General features: G+C 57.1%; 15 protein-coding genes. 5 read left to right on the top strand and 10 right to left on the bottom strand.

Annotation, left to right across the window (positions count from 1 at the left end; genetic code table 11):
• Positions 1 to 87 precede the first annotated feature (87 nt).
• The 5 genes from HW561_RS21215 to HW561_RS21195 all read right to left on the bottom strand — a co-directional run bounded on the left by HW561_RS21215 (position 88) and on the right by HW561_RS21195 (position 6,986).
• Entirely contained in the window at positions 88 to 414 is a 327-nt protein-coding gene (locus HW561_RS21215) for a hypothetical protein (protein ID WP_176867352.1), read from the bottom strand.
• Positions 415 to 550: 136 nt separating this feature from the next.
• Entirely contained in the window at positions 551 to 1,150 is a 600-nt protein-coding gene (locus HW561_RS21210) for an autotransporter domain-containing protein (protein ID WP_176867351.1), read from the bottom strand.
• Entirely contained in the window at positions 1,137 to 3,950 is a 2,814-nt protein-coding gene (locus tag HW561_RS21205) for a beta strand repeat-containing protein (RefSeq protein ID WP_176867350.1), read from the bottom strand. The genes HW561_RS21210 and HW561_RS21205 overlap by 14 nt, the downstream gene beginning before the upstream one ends.
• Before the next feature lie 43 nt (positions 3,951 to 3,993).
• Positions 3,994 to 5,097, bottom strand: a complete 1,104-nt coding sequence (locus tag HW561_RS21200; RefSeq protein ID WP_176867349.1) for a TIGR03032 family protein — start codon at positions 5,095 to 5,097, stop codon at positions 3,994 to 3,996.
• A gap of 914 nt (positions 5,098 to 6,011) precedes the next feature.
• Positions 6,012 to 6,986 (bottom strand): LysR family transcriptional regulator, encoded by a 975-nt coding sequence (locus HW561_RS21195; protein WP_176867348.1) that lies wholly within the window; start codon positions 6,984 to 6,986, stop codon positions 6,012 to 6,014.
• 177 nt (positions 6,987 to 7,163) lie between these two features.
• Between HW561_RS21195 and HW561_RS21190 the strand changes: the two genes are divergently transcribed.
• The 3 genes from HW561_RS21190 to HW561_RS21180 all read left to right on the top strand — a co-directional run bounded on the left by HW561_RS21190 (position 7,164) and on the right by HW561_RS21180 (position 10,302).
• Positions 7,164 to 8,159 (top strand): taurine ABC transporter substrate-binding protein, encoded by a 996-nt coding sequence (locus HW561_RS21190; protein WP_176867347.1) that lies wholly within the window; start codon positions 7,164 to 7,166, stop codon positions 8,157 to 8,159.
• 74 nt (positions 8,160 to 8,233) lie between these two features.
• Positions 8,234 to 9,040, top strand: coding sequence for a taurine ABC transporter ATP-binding protein (locus HW561_RS21185; RefSeq protein WP_176867346.1), 807 nt, complete (start codon positions 8,234 to 8,236; stop codon positions 9,038 to 9,040).
• The gene (locus tag HW561_RS21180; protein ID WP_176867345.1) at positions 9,037 to 10,302 is read left to right on the top strand and encodes an ABC transporter permease; all 1,266 of its coding nucleotides are present in this window, start codon (positions 9,037 to 9,039) and stop codon (positions 10,300 to 10,302) included. Before HW561_RS21185 ends, HW561_RS21180 begins: the two co-directional genes overlap by 4 nt.
• 52 nt (positions 10,303 to 10,354) lie before the next feature.
• On the opposite strand, the gene HW561_RS21175 is transcribed toward HW561_RS21180, so the two are convergent.
• From HW561_RS21175 to queC, 5 genes are all read right to left on the bottom strand, one after another.
• Complete coding sequence (locus tag HW561_RS21175; protein WP_176867344.1) at positions 10,355 to 12,790, bottom strand: GcvT family protein; 2,436 nt, start codon at positions 12,788 to 12,790, stop codon at positions 10,355 to 10,357.
• Positions 12,791 to 13,115: 325 nt separating this feature from the next.
• Positions 13,116 to 13,577 (bottom strand): preQ(1) synthase, encoded by a 462-nt coding sequence (gene queF, locus HW561_RS21170; RefSeq protein ID WP_176867343.1) that lies wholly within the window; start codon positions 13,575 to 13,577, stop codon positions 13,116 to 13,118.
• Positions 13,578 to 13,597: 20 nt separating this feature from the next.
• Positions 13,598 to 14,308 (bottom strand): 7-carboxy-7-deazaguanine synthase QueE, encoded by a 711-nt coding sequence (queE, locus tag HW561_RS21165; protein ID WP_176867342.1) that lies wholly within the window; start codon positions 14,306 to 14,308, stop codon positions 13,598 to 13,600.
• On the bottom strand, positions 14,305 to 14,658 hold the full coding sequence (gene queD / locus HW561_RS21160) for a 6-carboxytetrahydropterin synthase QueD (protein WP_176867341.1): 354 nt from the start codon (positions 14,656 to 14,658) through the stop codon (positions 14,305 to 14,307). Before queD ends, queE begins: the two co-directional genes overlap by 4 nt.
• The gene (gene queC / locus HW561_RS21155; RefSeq protein ID WP_176867340.1) at positions 14,658 to 15,359 is read right to left on the bottom strand and encodes a 7-cyano-7-deazaguanine synthase QueC; all 702 of its coding nucleotides are present in this window, start codon (positions 15,357 to 15,359) and stop codon (positions 14,658 to 14,660) included. The genes queD and queC overlap by 1 nt, the downstream gene beginning before the upstream one ends.
• A gap of 264 nt (positions 15,360 to 15,623) precedes the next feature.
• Between queC and HW561_RS21150 the strand changes: the two genes are divergently transcribed.
• Together HW561_RS21150 and HW561_RS21145 are read left to right on the top strand one after the other, a co-directional pair.
• Complete coding sequence (locus HW561_RS21150; protein ID WP_176867339.1) at positions 15,624 to 16,874, top strand: aminotransferase class V-fold PLP-dependent enzyme; 1,251 nt, start codon at positions 15,624 to 15,626, stop codon at positions 16,872 to 16,874.
• A gap of 27 nt (positions 16,875 to 16,901) precedes the next feature.
• A complete protein-coding gene (locus HW561_RS21145; RefSeq protein ID WP_176867338.1) occupies positions 16,902 to 19,349 on the top strand; it encodes a GcvT family protein in 2,448 nt (815 codons plus the stop codon).
• The last annotated feature ends 11 nt before the right edge of the window (positions 19,350 to 19,360 follow it).

The following is a 19,360-nucleotide window of genomic DNA, read 5'->3' as shown; positions in this document are numbered from 1 at the left end:
GTGTCGCGCATCCGTATGACGCAACCTTTCTGCCATTTATGTCTGGAGCTTTCACTGGTTTGCGTGTGTCCGACCTTCGGTGCTTATTCAGTCGATAAAGGTGTATTCGCCCAACTCACATAGATCCAAGCCTAAGTCCTCAGCCTCGGAGTCATCCGCGAAGCTGCCGCGGATATCGTAGGTGCATGTGGTCAACCCGTCCGCAATGGTAATGCCAGCTTCATAACCCGGCGCGATGTGATCGCCTGCCAGCAGGTTTTCTTCCCAAAACTGGGAAGACGTCGGAGAGACATTGAAGCCGACCAGAGCAGAACTGCTGTCATTGACGAGCCGGAACTGGAGGTCTTCCGCATAGACCGGGGACTGGGATGCGAATTCGGCGAGCGCCAACAGTGCTGAGAATGTCATTTTCATCGGTTTGGGTCCTTTGTTTGAACAGAAAATTATTGTGGGTCACCGACTTGAGGGGGATTTGTGAGTGAGCGGTGCGGTGACCCACAAGAGACAGCGCTCTGGAGGGCGCTGGCTCTATCGTGTTGTTGATGATGGTTTAAAACCGGAGTTCAAATCCGATCTGGCCGGCAAACCCGTAGTCATCGGAGCTGCCGTCAAAGCCGCTCTGGGCCGATACTTCGCCAAACAGCGTCGTCTGTGTCGCGATTTCCAGATGACCGCCAAGCGTCAGTTCAAGGTTGTTCTTGCCGCGCTCCGTAATGACTGTGTCGCCGCCAAATGAAACGCCGGTTTCGTTGTCAAAGGCGCGGTAGTAGTCAAACCGGCCAAACAAAGCTCCGGTGTCACCAAAGTCCCGTTCCACCCGCACACCAAGGCGCGCCCGCAGAGTGGTGCCGTCAGAAACCGTACCGGTAGTGCCGCCTGTCACATCATTGAGATCATCGACATCAACGCTGCTGTAGATAAGCTGCGCCTGTGGAACAATGTTCAGACCGTTGTTCAGGCGGTAGAACTTACCAATCTCGATGGACGCTGCATATCCATCGCCATCGGTATCGACCTCTTGCCCACCTGCCAGCCGGGTTGTGCTGTCAAAGAAGGCGTAACGGACCTGACTGTCGAGATAGAGCTGGCTTTCGGCCAGCCACAGCGCGCTTGCCGTCAGGTCGTACGCGTCCGTATCAACCAGTTCCACTGGCGAGCGACGTTTCGCTGTTTGTGGACAGCGTCGTTGCCCCGAATTCAAGACCACCTATCAATGACCCATTGCCGAGCTCTGCAATCGGCAGGCTGGCACCAACACGCAGACCGCCGCCGGATGTTTCGTTGGTACGATCCCCGTTGGTGTAGTGATCTCGGCCACCTTCGGCCTCTAACCAGAACAACGGCTGATTGGTTGTGCTCAGGTCGATCAGGGATCGGCTGACGGTATTGGTATCAGACGAACCGGTGCGGCCTGACAGGCGGCGCAGCGCTCCGCCCAGGGCGATCTGATCGCTGAACTGTTGCACCGATGCTGCAAGGAAGGCTCTGTCCGGGTTGGTGTTCACCTCACCATCTGCATTGAAGGGGGACAGAATGAACTCCCCCGTTGCCGCGTCGTAATTCAGGACATAGGCGACAGACCCTTCATTGATTGCATCCTGGCCATTCTTGGTCACGAAGTCCCCGTCCACCAGGCGGAAATCGCTGGCGGTGCTGGTGCCGGTGACGGTAGCGAGCGTAAAGTTCTGCACTCTGCCGCTGCCGTTGCCAGCCTTCTCGACCTGCAATCCCTGCTGCGCCCCCGCGCTGTCGCCAGTCACGAAGATCTGGTCATTGGCACCGGTTGTAAAGTTCACATCAAGCGCGACGGTTCCCGCCCCCGAGAGATTGCCGCCAAAGGTCAAACGATCACCGCTCTGACCGTCATCCAGTCTGACAAGGCCATTGCTGAGCGTATCGCCTCCGATACTAACAGCACCCGTTCCGCCAAACCCGGCGCTAAAGCTGTTGGTCGCGTCAATCTGCAGTGCGCCGCCCAAAGCCAGGTTCGCATCACCCGCAGCGATGCTGGAACCGTTCTGAGCCGTCAGCACGCCAAAATCTGCCGCTGTGCCGGTGATGGTGAGGGCGCTGCCATTGTCCGCAACAGTGGTTTCCCAATTGGTGAAGCGCGTTCCGTCGATGGCACCACTGAAGGCAGAAAGCGTCAATTGATCCTGCGTGCCCGCACCGCCGTCGAACAGGGTCGCACCGCTGATATCTGCACCACCATTGATCGTCAGAGCATCAGCGCCGTCATTCAGGCGAACCGCCCCGGCAACCGCCGATCCCGCCGCCAGGATAACCTGACTGTTGCCCTCATTGTTGGTGATCGCCTCTCCAGATGTGGCCGAGACCGACGCACCGCTGTTGAGGGTGATCACACTCAGCCCGCCAGCATTGGTTTGTGTGTCGATGCCCGCTCCGGTGCCGCCGGAAACAGCGCCCGATACAGCAACCGATGTTATGCCGCTGCCTGCGTTTCGGGCATAGATACCCCGAGCAGCCCCCGAAACCATTCCGGATGTCCTAATTGAGAGATTAGTGCTGTCAGCAAAGTTGCGCGCGTCTATCCCATCCCCGGTTACTCCCGTGACATTTGAAGCAGAAATTGTCTGTGACCCAATACCGAAGTTCTGCGTATAGATGCCTCGTGTCTGGCCACTGACCGACCCGGAAGATGAGATCGAAAGGTCTGTTCCGAACCCGTGTGCGCTGATCCCCTCAAATCTGGTACCTGCTACATCGTGCACCGAGATATTGAGCGTGCCGCTTCCCCTATTGGTGGTCAAAATCCCCCTGCGATCACCATTCACGGCACCTGTCGTCGTTATCGAAAGGTTGTTCCCGGTGTTTGATGCATAAATGCCTGCATAATCACCAATACCGGTGGCATTATTTGCCGAAAGCGTCAGATCACCCGCACCAAAGTTGCGGGCGTTTATGCCAAACCCGTCAGTCGTACTAACCGCATCCTCCACAGTGAGAGTAAGATTCCCAGAGCCATGATTGCCCGCGTAGATACCTTCACGGGCCCCAGTCACCACTCCCGATGCGGTGATTGAAAGATCTGTGCCGTAGTTTGTTGCTCTGATCCCTTGACGGGTGGTTCCGGTGGTGTCCGCCGCCGATATCGTCAGCGCACCGGTGCCATAGTTTGTCGCGTTAATGCCATTGGATCCGCCAGAAACAGTCCCGGTGGTCGTGATCGACAAATTGGTGCCGTTGTTGGTGGCCGAAATGCCCACTCCTCCGGCCCCGTTGACATTCGCCGTCGAAATGGAGAGCGCACCCGTACCGGTATTTCGCGCTTCGATGCCGCGCCTGGCGCCAGAGATCACTCCGGATGTGGTGATTGTCAGATCGGCTCCGTTGTTGCGCGCAAAGATCCCATCAGAGCTACCCGAGGTGACATCTGCCGCCGAAATGGTCATGTCACCGCTGGTCGAAAAGGTACCATAGTTACGCGCGTAGATGCCGAAATTGCCGCCCGTGACCACACCGGTCGTGGTCACTGAAACATCACCACCATTATAGACCACAGCGCGAAGGCCATCACTTTTGCCAGTGATAGAAGATTGATTTGTGTCAGTGAACGTCAATTGCGTGCTGCTGAAGATGTCAATTGCGTTGTGGGCGTTGAACGGTTCGATGCCAAAGCCGGGCGCGGTTTCCACGTCAACAGGCGCGATACTGATGATCCCCACGCTGATGTCGTTGACCGGATCAGCCGGACCAGAACACAGGAGGTTGCCGGAACCAGCGATCAAACCGGCGCAACTTCCTGCAGTCGCGGTGCTGCTGCCCAACGTAATAGCCGTGCCGAGAGCGGCGGCAGAGACCCCCGAGAGCACGCGACCAAGTGATGGAGCAAAGCTTGCCACCTGACCTTTGTGCTTTGTCATCCGCCCGCCACGCACAAGAACGTCCTGATCTTGCGGTCTGCGTGTGCTGCGCTCTATTTTTGTCATGATGTCCGTACTAAATTTATTGTTATTTTTATGTGTCTTGACGTCACGCCGGTTTCGGCGTGGTGATCAGATTTGCCGCCTCGGGCGAGCCGGGAGCGGCTGCCATCGGGCAGAGATGGCCATGAAGAAGTTCAAGATCGTAAAGTTCAGAAGTGGCCCCATTGATCCTGAGCCAGTCGACGCAAGTCTTCGTTTCAAGATCGATGATTTGCACCCCGCACCATGGTGCGCTGTCGGCCTCGGCCAGCCCTTCGAACCGCTTGTAGCGGGGCTTCGATAGGCCGACGAATGCATAGCGCCCGTGCAGTGACAGACCCCGCGCAAACCCGGGGCAGAAGACATGCGGCTGAAAACGACCTTTGCTGTCCTCGTCAAACTCAACAGTGCCCAACTCGCCGTGCCCGGAATTCAACAGCCACAGCCGGCCACCATGCAGACGGGGTGAATGCGGCATCGACAGGCCGTCACACACGATGTCGCCCGTCTCGACGTTGATGACGATCCCGCCATCCGCGCGTCGGTCGCGCCACCCGTCGATTGTATCCGACCGGCTGACGGCAGTGACATAGCGTGGCTGGCCGTCCTGCATAGCCAGCCCGTTCAGATGGCAGCGGTCCTCATCCACAAGCGCAGAGATAAACGGAGGCCGCCAGACCTCGCGGAAACTGTGACGGGTGTCAGGCGTTGCAAGGCAATTGTAGCGCGTGTTGACAAAAATCGAGTTGCCGCTTTCGTCAACGCCCAGATCGTGCAGATCCAACTGGCCTGTAAATTCACTCTGCCGAGGCATGAAGGCGGCATCGAACAGGGTGTTCACGCGTTCCTGAGGATCCAGCACGTTTTGCAGGTGCAGGATTTGATCATCAGCCGCTAACGAAAGCCCATGCGCTCCATGCCGATGCAGACCCATGGGGCGAGGAAACGCCATCTGGTGGATGTTGACCCCACCGTCTGGCTTGACGCCGACCATGTAGAGTAACCCTGATTGGTAGGACGAAAACGCAAGGGAAAGCCCAAGGCCAGACAGGCGTGCTGAAAAACCAGCAGAGACCGAGTAATCGGTCTTGGCCAGATCCTTCGGCGTTTTTGCTTCTGTCTCCGGAGTCGCAGCATCCAGTGGTTCAGGCCAAGTGGTCGCATCACTCATTGTGAAACTCTCAGGAGACAGTCAGGCTTGAGATTACTTTGCCGAAACCGCCGGGACCGCTGCATCGCACCCAGATCGGCAAACGCAATTCCGTTGAGACATTTGAATGTACTGCCACGAGCCATTTGAAACCTCAAACTCTTTTGATTTCAGTTCGGCGATCGAAAAAATCATTGCAACAGAGCGGCCCGGGAAATGCCTGAAATTGGACGCTGTGATATCTCTTATGAACTCGGTGTGCCTGGCGTACGTCTCTATGAAACGGACGATTTTACGCGAGTTGGACTCTTGAAAAATCAGGAAGTGGCCGCTGCAGATTGCGCGCCAGCTTCGGCGAGGTGTTTCTTGCAATAAACCAGCCTGCAATTGGGTCTGTTTCCAACTTCCAGAACCGCTACGCTTTGGGTTTTGATGTGCAAACAGGCGCCCTCCGATCTAAGCGTACGAGACGCAACCCTGCCCGCTGACAATTCGACCATACTCATCAAGTGGGATGGAAACGGCCTGCGCGATTTTGGGCGCGCAATGATAGGCCGTGTTGCAGGTGATCCTAAGGGTAGGTGATCCGTGCCATCCTAGGCGCGATCAATCTCCAACCCCGCATTGTTAACCTGCCAACCAGTATCAGAACTTCCGAGCGCAGTTTACATATCCCTCAGGCGCCCGGTGGAATCGAGCAGCTGCCAGAGATGTGTAGGCATTGTGCTCTTCTGCGCGTTCCTCTGCTGCGGCACACGCCATTTCGGCTGACATGTCGTGACCACCGGGGAATTTCGTTGTGCTTACACCCTGGAGGCGGTGCAACACACGTTGCCGTTTTGATTGTAGTTGGTGTTGTAACAACCTGTCCGGTCTTCAAGCAGGATATGGCACTTCCGTCGCAATCGAACAGCAAAGCGATGGGCGTGGTTCAGTTAAGCCGATTTGGACGGAAGCGATCGAAACTCGGTGCCGAGCCAAGGGAACCGTGTCGTCATAGGTTCGACAAAGTGCTGATCGATCAGATTTTGCAGAGTTTGGTGGATCAGCCGCGAGGTTGTTGTCGGATAGACATTGGATGTGAACAGCGACACAGTGCGCGCAAAGCTCTTACCCGGCAACGGTAACGCCCTGGTCATTTCATGGAATCGCCGAGCGCGATAATAGCTGGCGGCTGTCGTTATCGTCCAGCCGCTGCCCTCTGCCACCAGCCCCATGATTGCCTGATTGCATTCCAGTTCAAACCTGTTTGGCAGGTTGATTTTGCTTCGTGTCAGTTGCGTTTCTATCAGCTTGCCAATGGTATAATCCCGTGAATAGCGCAGGAAGGGCAACTGGGATTCGGCGCTGCTCAGATCCTGCACGTCGCCGTTAAACGCGGGTGGTAGCACGATAATAAATGGGTCTCGCAGAAGCGGGAACTCGACAAGCCCTTCAGTATTTCCAGTGGGCCGTGTAGCGACCCCAGCGTCCAGCTTCTGCGCCTGAAGCTTTTCAATGATTTCGTGACTTGGGCGCGTGAAATGGCGAAAACTGCAACGCGGCAAGGTTGCAGACAGAAAGCGGAAAAGTTCGGGTGCGATCTGATTGTCAAAGTCGTCAATGAGCGCCAGCCGCAGGTCCGTAGCATGTTGCCAGCTGCCCGAACGAAGTTCGGCTTCTCCACGTCTGAGGGCCGTTAACCCTTCACGAACATGTCTGGCAAAGACTGTGCCGGCAGGTGTCAAACCCATCGGACGGCGACTATGATCCACCAAGTCGACGTCAAGAGCGTTTTCCAGGCTGCGCAGATGATTGGAAACAGTACTGATGGACAAACCCGTCTCAGCCGAGACTTTTTGGACTGATCCGAGTTTCGAAATAAGCTGGAAGATCTCCAGCCATTTTAGGCTGAGCGATTTTTTTGCCACCGACCTGTTCCCGAAGTTGTTATCTTTCAGTCAAAATCGAAACAAAGTTTCGCTTTCGTCGCAACAAAATATTTGTTTCACTCTTTTCAGGCCCTCCGTCTATGTTTTTGGGCACTGATCCAGACTTGGAAGAGTCACACACAAACAAACGTGACCAACAGGGAGAAAATAGTCAAAATGATCAAGAAATATCTGCTCACAACGGCATGTGCCGGGATTACCGCTCTTTCGGCTTCGCAGGCTGCGGCACTGGATGAACTGACTGTCGCATACTTCCTAGAGTGGCCGATGCCATTCCAGTATGCAAAGGCCAATGGAACCTATGAGGAAGAACTTGGCGTAAAAATCAACTGGGTTTCCTTCGATACTGGCACGGCAATGTCCGCAGCGATGGCGTCCGGTGACGTTCAGATTGCGGTCAGTCAAGGTGTTCCACCGTTCGTGGTGACCACGTCGGCAGGTCAGGATATCCAGATTGTTGATGTAGCTGTCAGCTACTCGGACAATGACAACTGCGTCGTTGCCGAAGCGCTGGAAGTCGACAAAGCCAATGCCGGCGAATTGAGCGGCAAGAAGGTCGGAGTCCCAATCGGCACGGCTGCACACTATGGTTTCCTGTCTCAGATGGATCACTTCGGTGTCGATGTTAGCTCGATGGAGATCGTAGATATGGCCCCCGCCGACGGTGCGGCGGCCTTTGCTCAGGGCAACCTTGATATGGTTTGCGGCTGGGGTGGCGCGCTACGTCGTATGACCGAACACGGCAACATTTTGTTGACGGGTGCGGAGAAAGAAGAGTTGGGCATTCTGGTGTTTGACGTCACCAGTGCGCCATCTGGCTTTATTGCAGAAGAGCCTGAGCTTTTGTCCAAGTTCCTGAAGGTAACCGCAGATGCGAACGCAAAATGGAATGCCGGTGACAGCAAGGACGAAATGCTGCCGGTGATCGCCAAGGATGCCGGTATGGATCCTGCGGATGCCGAGGCGACCATCGCAACTTTCACCTTCCCATCGGTTGACGAACAGTTGTCCGAGAAATGGCTGGGCGGTGGCGCACAGGAATTCATGAAAGGTGTCGCCAACGTATTCGTCACAGCTGGAAGCATAGAATCCGCGCTGGATTCCTATGATGGTGCTGTGAACGCAGAGCCGCTGTCTGACGCGCAGAATTAAGGCACGCAGGACACGTATTGCGACCGGCCCCGAGTCGGGCCGGTCGTCGATTATGCATGCAGGAAGGAAATAAGATGCCTGAATTGGACATTGTAGATTTGTCCATGCGCTTTGACTTGCCCAATGGCTCGTCTGTGCAGGCGCTTCAGGATGTCTCGCTCAACTTGAAAGAAGGTGAGCTGATGTCCGTTCTAGGTCCATCGGGCTGTGGCAAGACAACCTTGTTGAACATCGTGGCGGGATTTCTTGCGCCGACATCCGGCAAGATTGAACTTAATGGTCATTTGGTCAAAGGCCCGGATGCCGAACGCGGAATGGTGTTTCAGAAGGGTGCTTTGTTCGAATGGATGAACGTGCGCGAAAACGTCGATTTCGGCCCACGCATGAAGGGAATGCCAAAGGCCGAGCGCGATCAGATTTCCGGCCATCTGCTTGACGTGGTGGGGCTGCAGGATTTCAAGGACAAGGCGGTTTACGAGCTGTCAGGCGGCATGCAGCAGCGTGTTGCACTGGCTCGTTGTCTGGCGAACGAGCCGGACGTGATCCTGATGGACGAACCCCTTGGCGCGTTGGACGCCCTGACCCGGGAGAAAATGCAGGGTCTGGTGCTGAAGCTCTGGAAGGAAACCGGCAAGACCATCATCCTGATCACACACTCGGTCGAAGAGGCCCTGTTGCTGGGTGAGCGCCTGATTGTGATGGCGCCACGGCCCGGTCGGATACACCGCGAATACAACCTGCCTTTTGCCGAGCGTGGCGTGAATGCCGATCTGCGCGACGTCAAGAAATCCGAAGGATTTGCAGAAATGCGCGATGAGATCCTGTCGATGATCTGGGAGATGGAAGAAGAAATTATGGGTCGGACGGAGCAGGCGGGATGATTGTACTTCTTTTCTATATCGGACTGTTCGGCGGCGCATTTTTCATCGTCTACACTTTGCGCCGTGGACTGCATGCCCGTAAGGATTTCACCAGCCTCAAAACAGTGACTTTCGGCGACGAAAGTGCCGTGCGTGCCGACCGGGCCGCGTCGATCATATCGGTGTTGGTGATTTTTGTGATCTGGGCCGCGTTCACGGGATCCAAGCTGTTTCCCATTCATGTTCCGGGCCCGTTTGTGGGTGATACACAATTCACCTACACCTTGGAAAACGCTGATGGCAGCACTGACGAGGCGACAGTATTCGTTCGCGTTCCAGCCTTTGGCGAAGAAGCTGAGAAATTCGAGGTCGAGCCTGGTAGCGGCTTTGCAAAGGATGATGCTTTTGCCGCCCCGGCAGGCCGGTCATCGACGATCCTGTTTGACAAGAACGACGAGGCCAAGCGCAAGGACGGCGCAAAAATTATCGCAATCAACGGTATGCCCATAGGTCCTGACATCAAGGTGGATACGGGGGATGGTGCCGTCCGATTGACCGGAAAGGGCGCAATCAGCTTTACGCCAAAACAGGGTTTGCAGATGAACCCGATCTGGTTGCCGGCGCCTGAAACCGTTGTCGCCCGGTTCTTTGAAATTGCCAGTGAGGGGTATCAGAACTTTTCGCTGTGGGAGCATCTTGGATGGTCGCTGTTGCGGGTTGTCGCTGGCTTTGTGGCCGGTGCTCTTGTTGGTATTCCGCTTGGCTATGCGATGGGCTTGTCCGGCTGGTTCCGGGGCTGGTTCGATCCGATCGTCGAGTTCATGCGACCGGTTCCACCACTCGCGCTGATCCCTTTGGTGATCATCTGGTTTGGCATCTGGGAAACCGGCAAGATTGTTCTTCTGTTCCTCGCGGCTCTTTGGATCATGACAATCGCTGCACGTGCGGGTGTGTCCGGCGTAAACATCTCAAAGATCCACGCCGCTTATTCGCTTGGGGCGTCGAAGTGGCAGATCATGCGGTATGTGATCATGCCGAATTCGCTGCCCGAGATTTTCACAGGCGCGCGGGTTGCGATGGGGGTCTGCTGGGGCACGGTTGTTGCGGCGGAACTTGTTGCGGCGCAAAAAGGTGCCGGCATGATGATCATCGCAGCGTCCAAGTTCCAGTTGACGGATATTGTCATCATGGGGATCGTGATGATTGGGATCATTGGCTATGGCATTGATATCCTGATGCGCAAAGCCGAGAGCTGGTTGGTCCCCTGGAAGGGTCAAAGCTGATCTTGATCTGAAAGAGATAGATAACTTCGGACGGTCGTCCGAGGTTTTCTACTTAACCGCGGATCTTCATAAACTCCGGATCATAAGGCGAAGGCGCAATGACCTGGGCTAAAACCATGTCGCCGCAAAGGTCCAAATGCATGCTGCTCCCGGCTTCAGCAAGATCAGGCTCGACAAACGCGTAAGCCAGATTCATGGCGGTGCGATGACCCCAATCACCCGATGTCACTGTGCCCACCACGCGACCACCGCGCATGAGAGACGCGCCGCCGTACGCAGGCGCATGATTGCAGTCGATCCGAAGTGTCACAAGCTTGCGGCGCGGCCCTTCGGCCTTGCGTTTCATCAGTGCCTCTTTGCCGACAAAGTCGAGTTTGTCTAGCTTCACAAAGCGGCTCAGCCCTGTTTCATACGGGTCGAACTCGGTGATGATATCAGCTTTCCAATGTAGAAACCCTTTTTCCATCCTCATCGACTCTACTGCGCGTGCGCCAAACAGTTTCATCCCATGTCCCTCACCTGCTTGACGCAGGCCAAGATAGGCAGCGTAAAGCGATGCGTTCGGAACATGGATTTCATAAGCCAATTCGCCCGAAAAGCTGACGCTCATCACTGTGGCGGGGGCGATGCCAACGAAACACTCGCGTACGCTCAGCCATGGGAAAGCCTCTTTCGACCAATCGCCACGCGCGCATGATGACAACACATCTCGTGCCCGAGGGCCGGCCAGTACCAGAATGGTCTGGTCGTTGGTGAGGGATCGGATCCGGACATCTTCGCCATCGCGAACATGCTGGCAGAGCCAGTCCATGTCGTGGAATTCGCTGGCTGCCGCTGATCCATACCAAACCCGCTTGGGGCCTCTGTCGCTAACAGGAATATTTGCTACCGTTGCTTCGCCCTTGACCATGCCGTGGTGGTTCAACAGATAGCCCAGCCCAACACGCCCCTGGCGCTTGGTGACATTTCCACAGAACATCCGATCAAGAAAGGTGAGGCGGTCCGCGCCTGTAATCTCAAACCGGTTGAATCCGTTGACCTCGCATAGGCCGACTGCCTCCTGAACAGCCTTTACTTCAGCGGCCACAACATCAAAGGCCTCGTCGAAGTTGAAGCTGAGCGAGGGGTGAAAGTTAGGGGACGGCTTGATGTAGTCGACCCGCTCCCATCCATTCACAACAGTGAATTCTGCCCCTTCAGCTGCAAGTACCGGAGTCAGCGGTGTTGTTTTCGCCGGACGTCCAGCCGGGCGGTGTTCATGGGGAAAATGAAAGCGGAACTCGTTCTGATAATCTTCAATTGCCTTGAGGGCGGTCAGTTCCACATTTGCGTGTCCCGTGAAGCGGCGTGGGTCCAGAGCCCAGGTATCATAACAGGCCTCACCGTGTACAATCTGCTGTGCCAGCAACCATCCGTGACCACCGCCTTCTCCCAGACCAGCGCGCAAGCCAATAATACAGAACGCATTGCGCTTGCCAGGTATCGGCCCGACCAGCGGGGCGCCGTCAATCGTATAGGTGATGGGCCCATTAACTACGGTGTGAATACCAACATCCATCAGCGCGGGCATCCGGGCAAAAGCGCCCTCCAGTACATCGGTCACGCGGTCCAGATCGTCGGGACACAAGGCGTTGACGAAATTCGGATCAATCCCGTCCATGCCCCAGGTTTTGCAGTCCTGTTCGTAGAAACCGACCAACAGCCCGTTCTTTTCCTGACGGCAATAGTAGTCGCTGATCGGACAGCGGATCAGGGGCATGCGATTGTCCGCATCCTTGATCGCCGGAATTTCTTCGGTCAGGAAATACTGATGCTCCATCGACGCAACAGGGTGGTGTACGCCCATCATCGCGCCCACCTCATTGACCCGGTAGCCGCAGGCATTGACCACGATTTCGCAATCAATGTCCCCATGTTCAGTATGCACGGTCCAAGTGTCGTTTTTGTGCTGGGTCAGGCCAACAACCGGGGTGTTACGATAGATCTCGGCCCCAGCGTTACGGGCACGACGCGCAAGCGCCTGACACAGTTGGGCAGGATCAATATCCCCATCAAGCGGATCCCACAGGCCGCCGATCAGGTTTTCTGTGGAAATCAGCGGGTGACGGCGCGCGCATTCGTCGGCGTCTATCACCTCAAAATGAACGCCCATCCCCCGTGCCATTGAGGTGAAATGGCGATAGGCCTGCATCTGCGCTTCGGTATTGGCCAAACGGATGCCGCCATCCCCATGATGGTAGTTGATCGGATACTCAGGGTCCTCGGCCAGTTCTTTGTACAGATTGATTGAATGGGTTTTCAGACCCACCATTGTCTGGTTCATCCCAAAATTTGTAACTTGAGCCGCCGAGTGCCAGGTTGTCCCGCTGGTCAGTTCGTTCCGCTCGACCAGAACCACATCAGTCCAGCCTTCCCGTGCCAGGTGGTACAATGTCGAACATCCGGCAATGCCGCCGCCGATAACAACCACCCCGGTCTGCGATTTCATCACCGTACCTCCGAAAACCCTGCTGAACTTAGCAAGCGAAACGTGCTGCCTTGCAATGTCGCGCGCGCGTGTCAGATAAAATCGAAAGAGAGCTGCGATAATTTGGGAATATTGTGCCTCCCGGTCGCGTATCCGACCGACGTGTCCGGTGAGGTGCGGTTATTTGATCGCGCAAGACACCGCTCCCGTTATGTCTGATGATCCACGTGTCTACTGATCGAGGCCTCAACCCATAGCCAACACTGGACCCCGATGATGTTGTCCCTGAGCGGATCGGAACGCGCCGTCACGACAATGGCGGCGGCGTTGTGCTATCCTCAGGTGCTTATCCCCGCCCGCGATAGGGCGGTACGCCCTGATCTGGTATCCAGACATGTTCCGGCATGGGGCCGGTTTGCCAGAACACATCAATCGGAATGCCGCCGCGTGGATACCAATAGCCACCGATCCGCAGCCACCGGGGCGTCAGGACCTCAACCAGTCGGCGGGCAATGGACACAGTACAATCTTCGTGAAAGGCACCGTGATTGCGGAACGAACCCAGAAACAGTTTCAGGGATTTCGATTCCACCAGCCAGTCGCCCGGCACATAGTCGATCACCAGATGGGCGAAATCCGGTTGTCCCGTCATCGGGCAAAGCGAGGTAAACTCGGGCGCGGTAAAGCGCACGCAGTAATCGGTGTCTGATTGCGGGTTCTGCACCCGCTCAAGCGTGGCCGCTTCGGGCGAGGCGGGCAGTTCGGTTTTGCCGCCCAGTTGGGTCAGGTCGCTGTAAATGGTTTCCATCTCGTGCTCCTATTTAAGGGTCAGACCCCGCGTTTGTTGCCCCAAAGCAGGACGTGCAGTTGTGGCAGAACCCGAGGGGTGAACCAGCCATCGGCGGTGACCTTGCCCACCAGCCACAACAGCCGGTCCGATAAGGTTTGTGGATCAATGGGCAGATCCGGATCGACCACCGGGTTGCCCGGTTGCAGGTACAGGGGCAGCATCGGATAGCGATCCGCCACAGCACGCGCCCAGTTGTAATCGGTCTCGTCAAAGATCACGATCTTCATCACGACCTTCGGCCCTTCCTGTGCTGCGTCCAAACAGTCCGTGAACTTACCCCAATCGACAGTCTCCCCGCTGGACGGCGGTTTCGGGCTAAGGACCAACGTATCGAGGTCGCTAAACCATGGCTTGGCAACCGACCCTTGGGTTTCGCAGGTAAAACGATACCCTTCGGCCCGGCCTTGCGCGATCAGCGGGCCAAAATCCTGAATGGCTGGGTTGCCGCCCGACAGGGATACGGTCAGCGGTCGCCCACCCGACAATTCGCGAACCCGGTCCCATACCGTACCCGTCGACATGGCCGCCCAGTCACGACGAAAGGCCGGATCGACCGCTTGCAGGCTATCGCACCAGTTGCAACGATAATCGCAGCCGCCACTGCGCACAAAGATGGTGGGTTCTCCGATCAGCGCACCCTCGCCCTGGATCGTGGGGCCAAAAATCTCGGCAATGCGCAGACGGGTCATGGGCGATACTCGGCCCAGGTCTTGGGCGTCTCGCTGACCCTGACGGCAGCGGTTTCCGGCCAGCGCGCGGCGCACCAATCATAGAAATGGCGCGCCATGTTTTCCGCTGTGGTCAGTATGTTCATCACATCGTTGAGATGCCGGTGATCAAACGTATCGTCGATATAAGACTTGAGTGGTTTGAGCTCGCCATAATCCCGTACAAAACCGTCCGTGTTCAGATTAGGCGCGGCCAACTCGACCACCACCACGTAGTTATGCCCATGCATCCGCGCGCATTGATGATCTTCGGGTAGATGCGCCAATTGATGTGAGGCTGAAAAGTGGAACTCTTTGGTGATCCGATACATCAGGCCGGTTCCTTCTGCGCTGTGGCCGCGACCCAGAAATCGGGGTCTTCGTAGCAGGTCGGATCCTTGATCCCGGCCAGATGGAACGCCTCGCGCCGTTCGACGCAGGTGCCGCAGCGCCCGCAGTGATCCGCGCCACCTTTGTAACAGGACCATGTCTGCGCGAAGGGCGTATCACAGCGGGCGCCTTCGGTGACGATATCCGCCTTGTTGCGATGCACGAACGGCGTAAACAGCGACACATCGGCATAGCCGTCCAGCGCCTGTTTCTGCATCGCCGCGAACGCTTCGGTGAAAGCTGGGCGGCAATCGGGATAGATAAAGTGATCCCCACCATGCACGGCTGTGGCTACCGCATCGGCACCGCGTGCGGCGGCTGCGCCAAACGCCACGGTTAGCATGATGGCGTTGCGGTTGGGCACTACAGTGACGCGCATGCTGTCTTCGGCATAATGCCCGTCGGGCACATTGACATCGTCGGTCAGGGCCGAGCCGGTCAGAACCGCCCCGACCGGGCGCAAGTCGATGATGTCATGGGGCACACCCAGCCGCTGCGCGCACAGCGCGGCATAGTCCAGTTCCTTGCGGTGGCGCTGGCCGTAGTCAAAGGAAATCAGGCCTGTCAGCTGGTGGTCGCGCGCAACCATATGCGCCAGCGACACCGAATCCAGCCCGCCCGAGCAGATTACGATCGTTTTCATGTTTGAACCCTTGTTTTGTTACCCGGGTAGGCTGCGACCGGGATGGGACCTGTTACCTTGCACACCTGGGCCTGCCAAGACCCAATGTCACGGATCCGGGATCACAATGGCGACATGGCTTCTGCGATACCATTTCCTGTGCCACGCAATATGCCGATGATCCGAGTAAATTTCTGCCGCAATGCCCCCGTTTTTTTTGTGAGAACTTTTGCCAGGTGCCGACTATATCTTGTCTGACTGACATATCTGCATGAACGGTTCCCGATGGCCAAAATCAATACTCGACTGCTTGAGCAAATCCGCGACCGGTTTGCTCAGGTTGATCACTGCCCACAGCAAGGCCCGCGCATCTTCTTCGAGAACGCGGGCGGTGCGCTGACGCTGAATTCCGTAGTCGATACTTCGCAGACCTATGCCGCCATTCCTGACAATCAGGGGCGCGACAATCCGGGCAGCCATGAACTGATGCGCGTGATCAACAAGGCCAAGGAAGATATGGCCGTGTTCATGAACGCGCCAAAGGGTCAGTTCTTTGTCGGCGAAAGCGGCACCGAGCTGCTGTTCCGCCTGATCATGAATGCCTGTCTGGGAACGGGTGAGGGGCAGGTTCTGGGCACAACGCTGGAACATCCTGCCACCCGCAGCGCCTGCGCCCGCTGGGCCGGGGTTGCCGGGCAGAACCACGTCTTAGTCGCCCATGACGACGCAACCGGCACCGTAGCGGCCGAAGGGTATACCGCTCAGGTGACGCCCGACACCAAAGTAGCGACCATCGTTCATACCTCGCCCGTCACCGGCATGGGTGTGGATGTTGCGGCGGTCGCCGCGACGATCCGAGCAGTAGCGCCCGATTGCTATATCATCGTGGATGGTATTCAGCACGCCGCGCATGGGCGGATCGACCTAACGGTTTACGATGTCGATGGCTATGTGATCTCGCCCTACAAGGTATTCTCGCGCCATGGCTTTGGTGTGGCGTGGATTTCTGACCGATTGACCAAGCTGCCGCATAACAGCCTGATCGACGGCCCGGCGGATAACTGGGAGATGGGCACGCGCGACACCGGGTCTTATGCCACGATGTCCGATGTGGTCGGTTACTTCGAATGGCTGGGCGAACAGGTCAGCGACACAACTGATCGCCGGGCGAAGTTCGTCGCGGCGGGTGAGGCGATCTACGCGCAGGAAACGGCACTGACCGATGCGATGATCCACGGTACCGGCAACCTGCCCGGGCTGGCCGAGATGGAGAAAGTGACCATTCTGGGCGGCGTCGACAATCCGGCACGAGAAGGTCTGGTGTCACTGGTGGTCGCGGGCGTGCCCTCGGTTGATGTGGTCAAACAGCTCAATGAGCAGGGCATCCGCACCCATCTGCGCAAGGCGGACCATTATTCCGGCAACATCCTGACGCCGCTTGGCATGGACAGCTGCGTGCGCGTTTCGATGTGTCATTACAACAGCGTTGCCGAAGTTGCTCAATTTCTCGGCGCAATGAAAACCATCGCCGCCTGAGGCATTTACAGGGAGAGGACCCCCCTCATGAAAACGCACGCACAGGCAGTTGTGATCGGCGGCGGGCTTGCCGGCTGCTCGATCCTCTATCACCTCGCCAAACTCGGCTGGACCGACAGTATTCTGTTGGAACGCGATGAGCTGACCAGCGGTTCGACCTGGCACGCGGCGGCCAATATTCACGGGCTGCATGACAACAACAACATCACCCGCATCCAGCACTATACGATGAACCTGTATAAAGAGCTGGAGCAGGAGACAGGCCAAAGCTGTGGCGTGTTCCAACCTGGCTCGCTGTATCTGGCACAGACCGAAGAGCGCGAGCATCAGTTGCGCCTGCAAGAGGCCAAGGCCAGGTTCTATGGGCTGAACTTTCATGAGGTCAGCCGCGAACAGGCCAAGGAACTGCATCCGTTGGCGCAGTTCGACGATATCCGCTGCATCATGTACGAACCCGATGGCGGCAATGTGGACCCGTCCGGTGTGCCACATGCTTACGCGGCTGGTGCGCGGGCCATGGGGGCCACGATTGAACGGTTCTGTCCTGTGACCGCCACGGAACAACAGCCTGATGGCAGTTGGATTGTGCGCACGCCGAAGGGGGACATTCACACCCAATGGGTAGTGAATGCAGCCGGTCTTTGGGGGCGCGAGGTTGCCGCCCTGGCGGGGCTTACCCTGCCGTTGCAGCCGACCGAGCATCAGTATTTTGTCACTGAATCCATCGACGAAGTGGCCAATCTGGGCCGCCGTCTGCCCTCGATCGCAGACCGCGATGGAGAATACTACTTCCGCCAAGAAGGCAACGGGCTGCTGATTGGGGCCTATGAGAAAGAGATGAAGTTCTGGGCGGAAGAAGGCACACCGCTGGATTTTGCCCATGACCTTTTCCCTGACGATCTGGACCGGATCATGGAAAACGTGATCCGCGCGACCGAGCGGGTGCCGGTTGCCGCCACGGCGGGCATCAAGCGAGTGATCAACGGCCCGATGATCTGGTCGCCGGATTCGAACGCGATCTGGGGACCGATGCCTGAGCTTAGGAATTATTTCTGTTGCACCGGCATCATCCCTGGCTTCTCGCAATCGGGCGGTCTGGGACTGCTGGCCGCACAATGGATGATCGAGGGTGAGCCGCAATACGACATGTTCGCGTGGGATCTGGCGCGGTTCGGCGATTGGGCCGACAAGGCCTTCACCAAAGCAAGGGTCGAAGACGCTTATACTCACCGTTTCGCCATCCACTTCCCGAATGAGGAACGAAGCGCGGGCCGTCCGGCGCGTGTCCGACCCGCTTACGAGATGCAAAAGGACATGGGCTGCGTCTTTGGTCTGAACTGCGGTTGGGAACACCCATTGTGGTTCGCGGATCAGCCGGGTACGCAGGAAACCAACGGCTTTACCCGCCAAAACTGGTTTGATCCGGTGGGCCGCGAGGTGAAGATGCTGCGCGGGAATGTCGGCGTCATCGACATCTCGAACTTTGCCAATTACATCATCAAGGGCCCCGGAGCGTATGGCTGGCTGGACCGGTTGGTCGCCAACCGGGTGCCGACGGAAGTCGGACGTTCCTGCCTGACGCCGTTGATCTCGGTGCGTGGCGGCGTAGCTGGCGATTTCACCATCACCAAGGTCACCGACGATGAATACATGATGATCGGGTCCGGCATGGCCGAGCGGTATCATCAGCGGTTCTTCAATATGGTCGATCTGCCGAAGGGCACAACGATTGAGGTCGCTACCGACCGCATCGCGGGCTTCAATGTTGCGGGCCCGAAAGCGCGCGACCTGTTGCAGCGCCTGACCAACGCGGACCTGTCGAACGAGGCATTCCGCTTTATGCGCTCGGCCACCATCGAGGTTGCGGGCGTGACCTGCCTTGCCATCCGCGTCAGCTTTACCGGTGATCTGGGGTGGGAGTTGCACTGCGCCGAAAGAGACCAGACCCGGCTATATACCGCGCTGCTGGATGCGGCCAAACAACTGGATGGCGGCCCGGTGGGCGGACGTGCGCTGGGATCGCTGCGCATCGAAAAGGGCTATGGCTCATGGGGTCGCGAGTATTCTCAGGAATACTGGCCGCAAGAGGTTGGTCTGGCCGGTCTGATCAAGCTGGACAAGGACTTCCTGCACAAGGACGCCTATCTGTCAGTCAAGGACAACGCCCCGCGCGAGGTGCTGTCAATCTTTGAGATCGTGGTAACGGAAGACGCCGATGCCACCGGCGGCGAGCCGATCTTTACCCCCGATGGCAAATCGGTCGGTCGGGTCACCTCGGGCGCATACGGCTATTCGGTCGGCAAATCATTGGCGATTGGGTATGCGAACCCGCAGGTGGCGCAACCCGGCGACACGGTCGAAGTCTTTATCCTGGGCAAATCGCATAAAGCGAAGATCCTGAATGAGCCACCCTTTGATCCTGCCGGCCACCGGCTGCGTGATGTCAAACCAAAGCTTATGGAAGAGGCCGAATAACCTGATGCACC

The sequence above is a fragment of the Ruegeria haliotis genome, assembly GCF_013377785.1.
GTDB lineage: Bacteria > Pseudomonadota > Alphaproteobacteria > Rhodobacterales > Rhodobacteraceae > Ruegeria > Ruegeria haliotis.
This window is presented reverse-complemented; position numbering and strand designations above follow the sequence as displayed.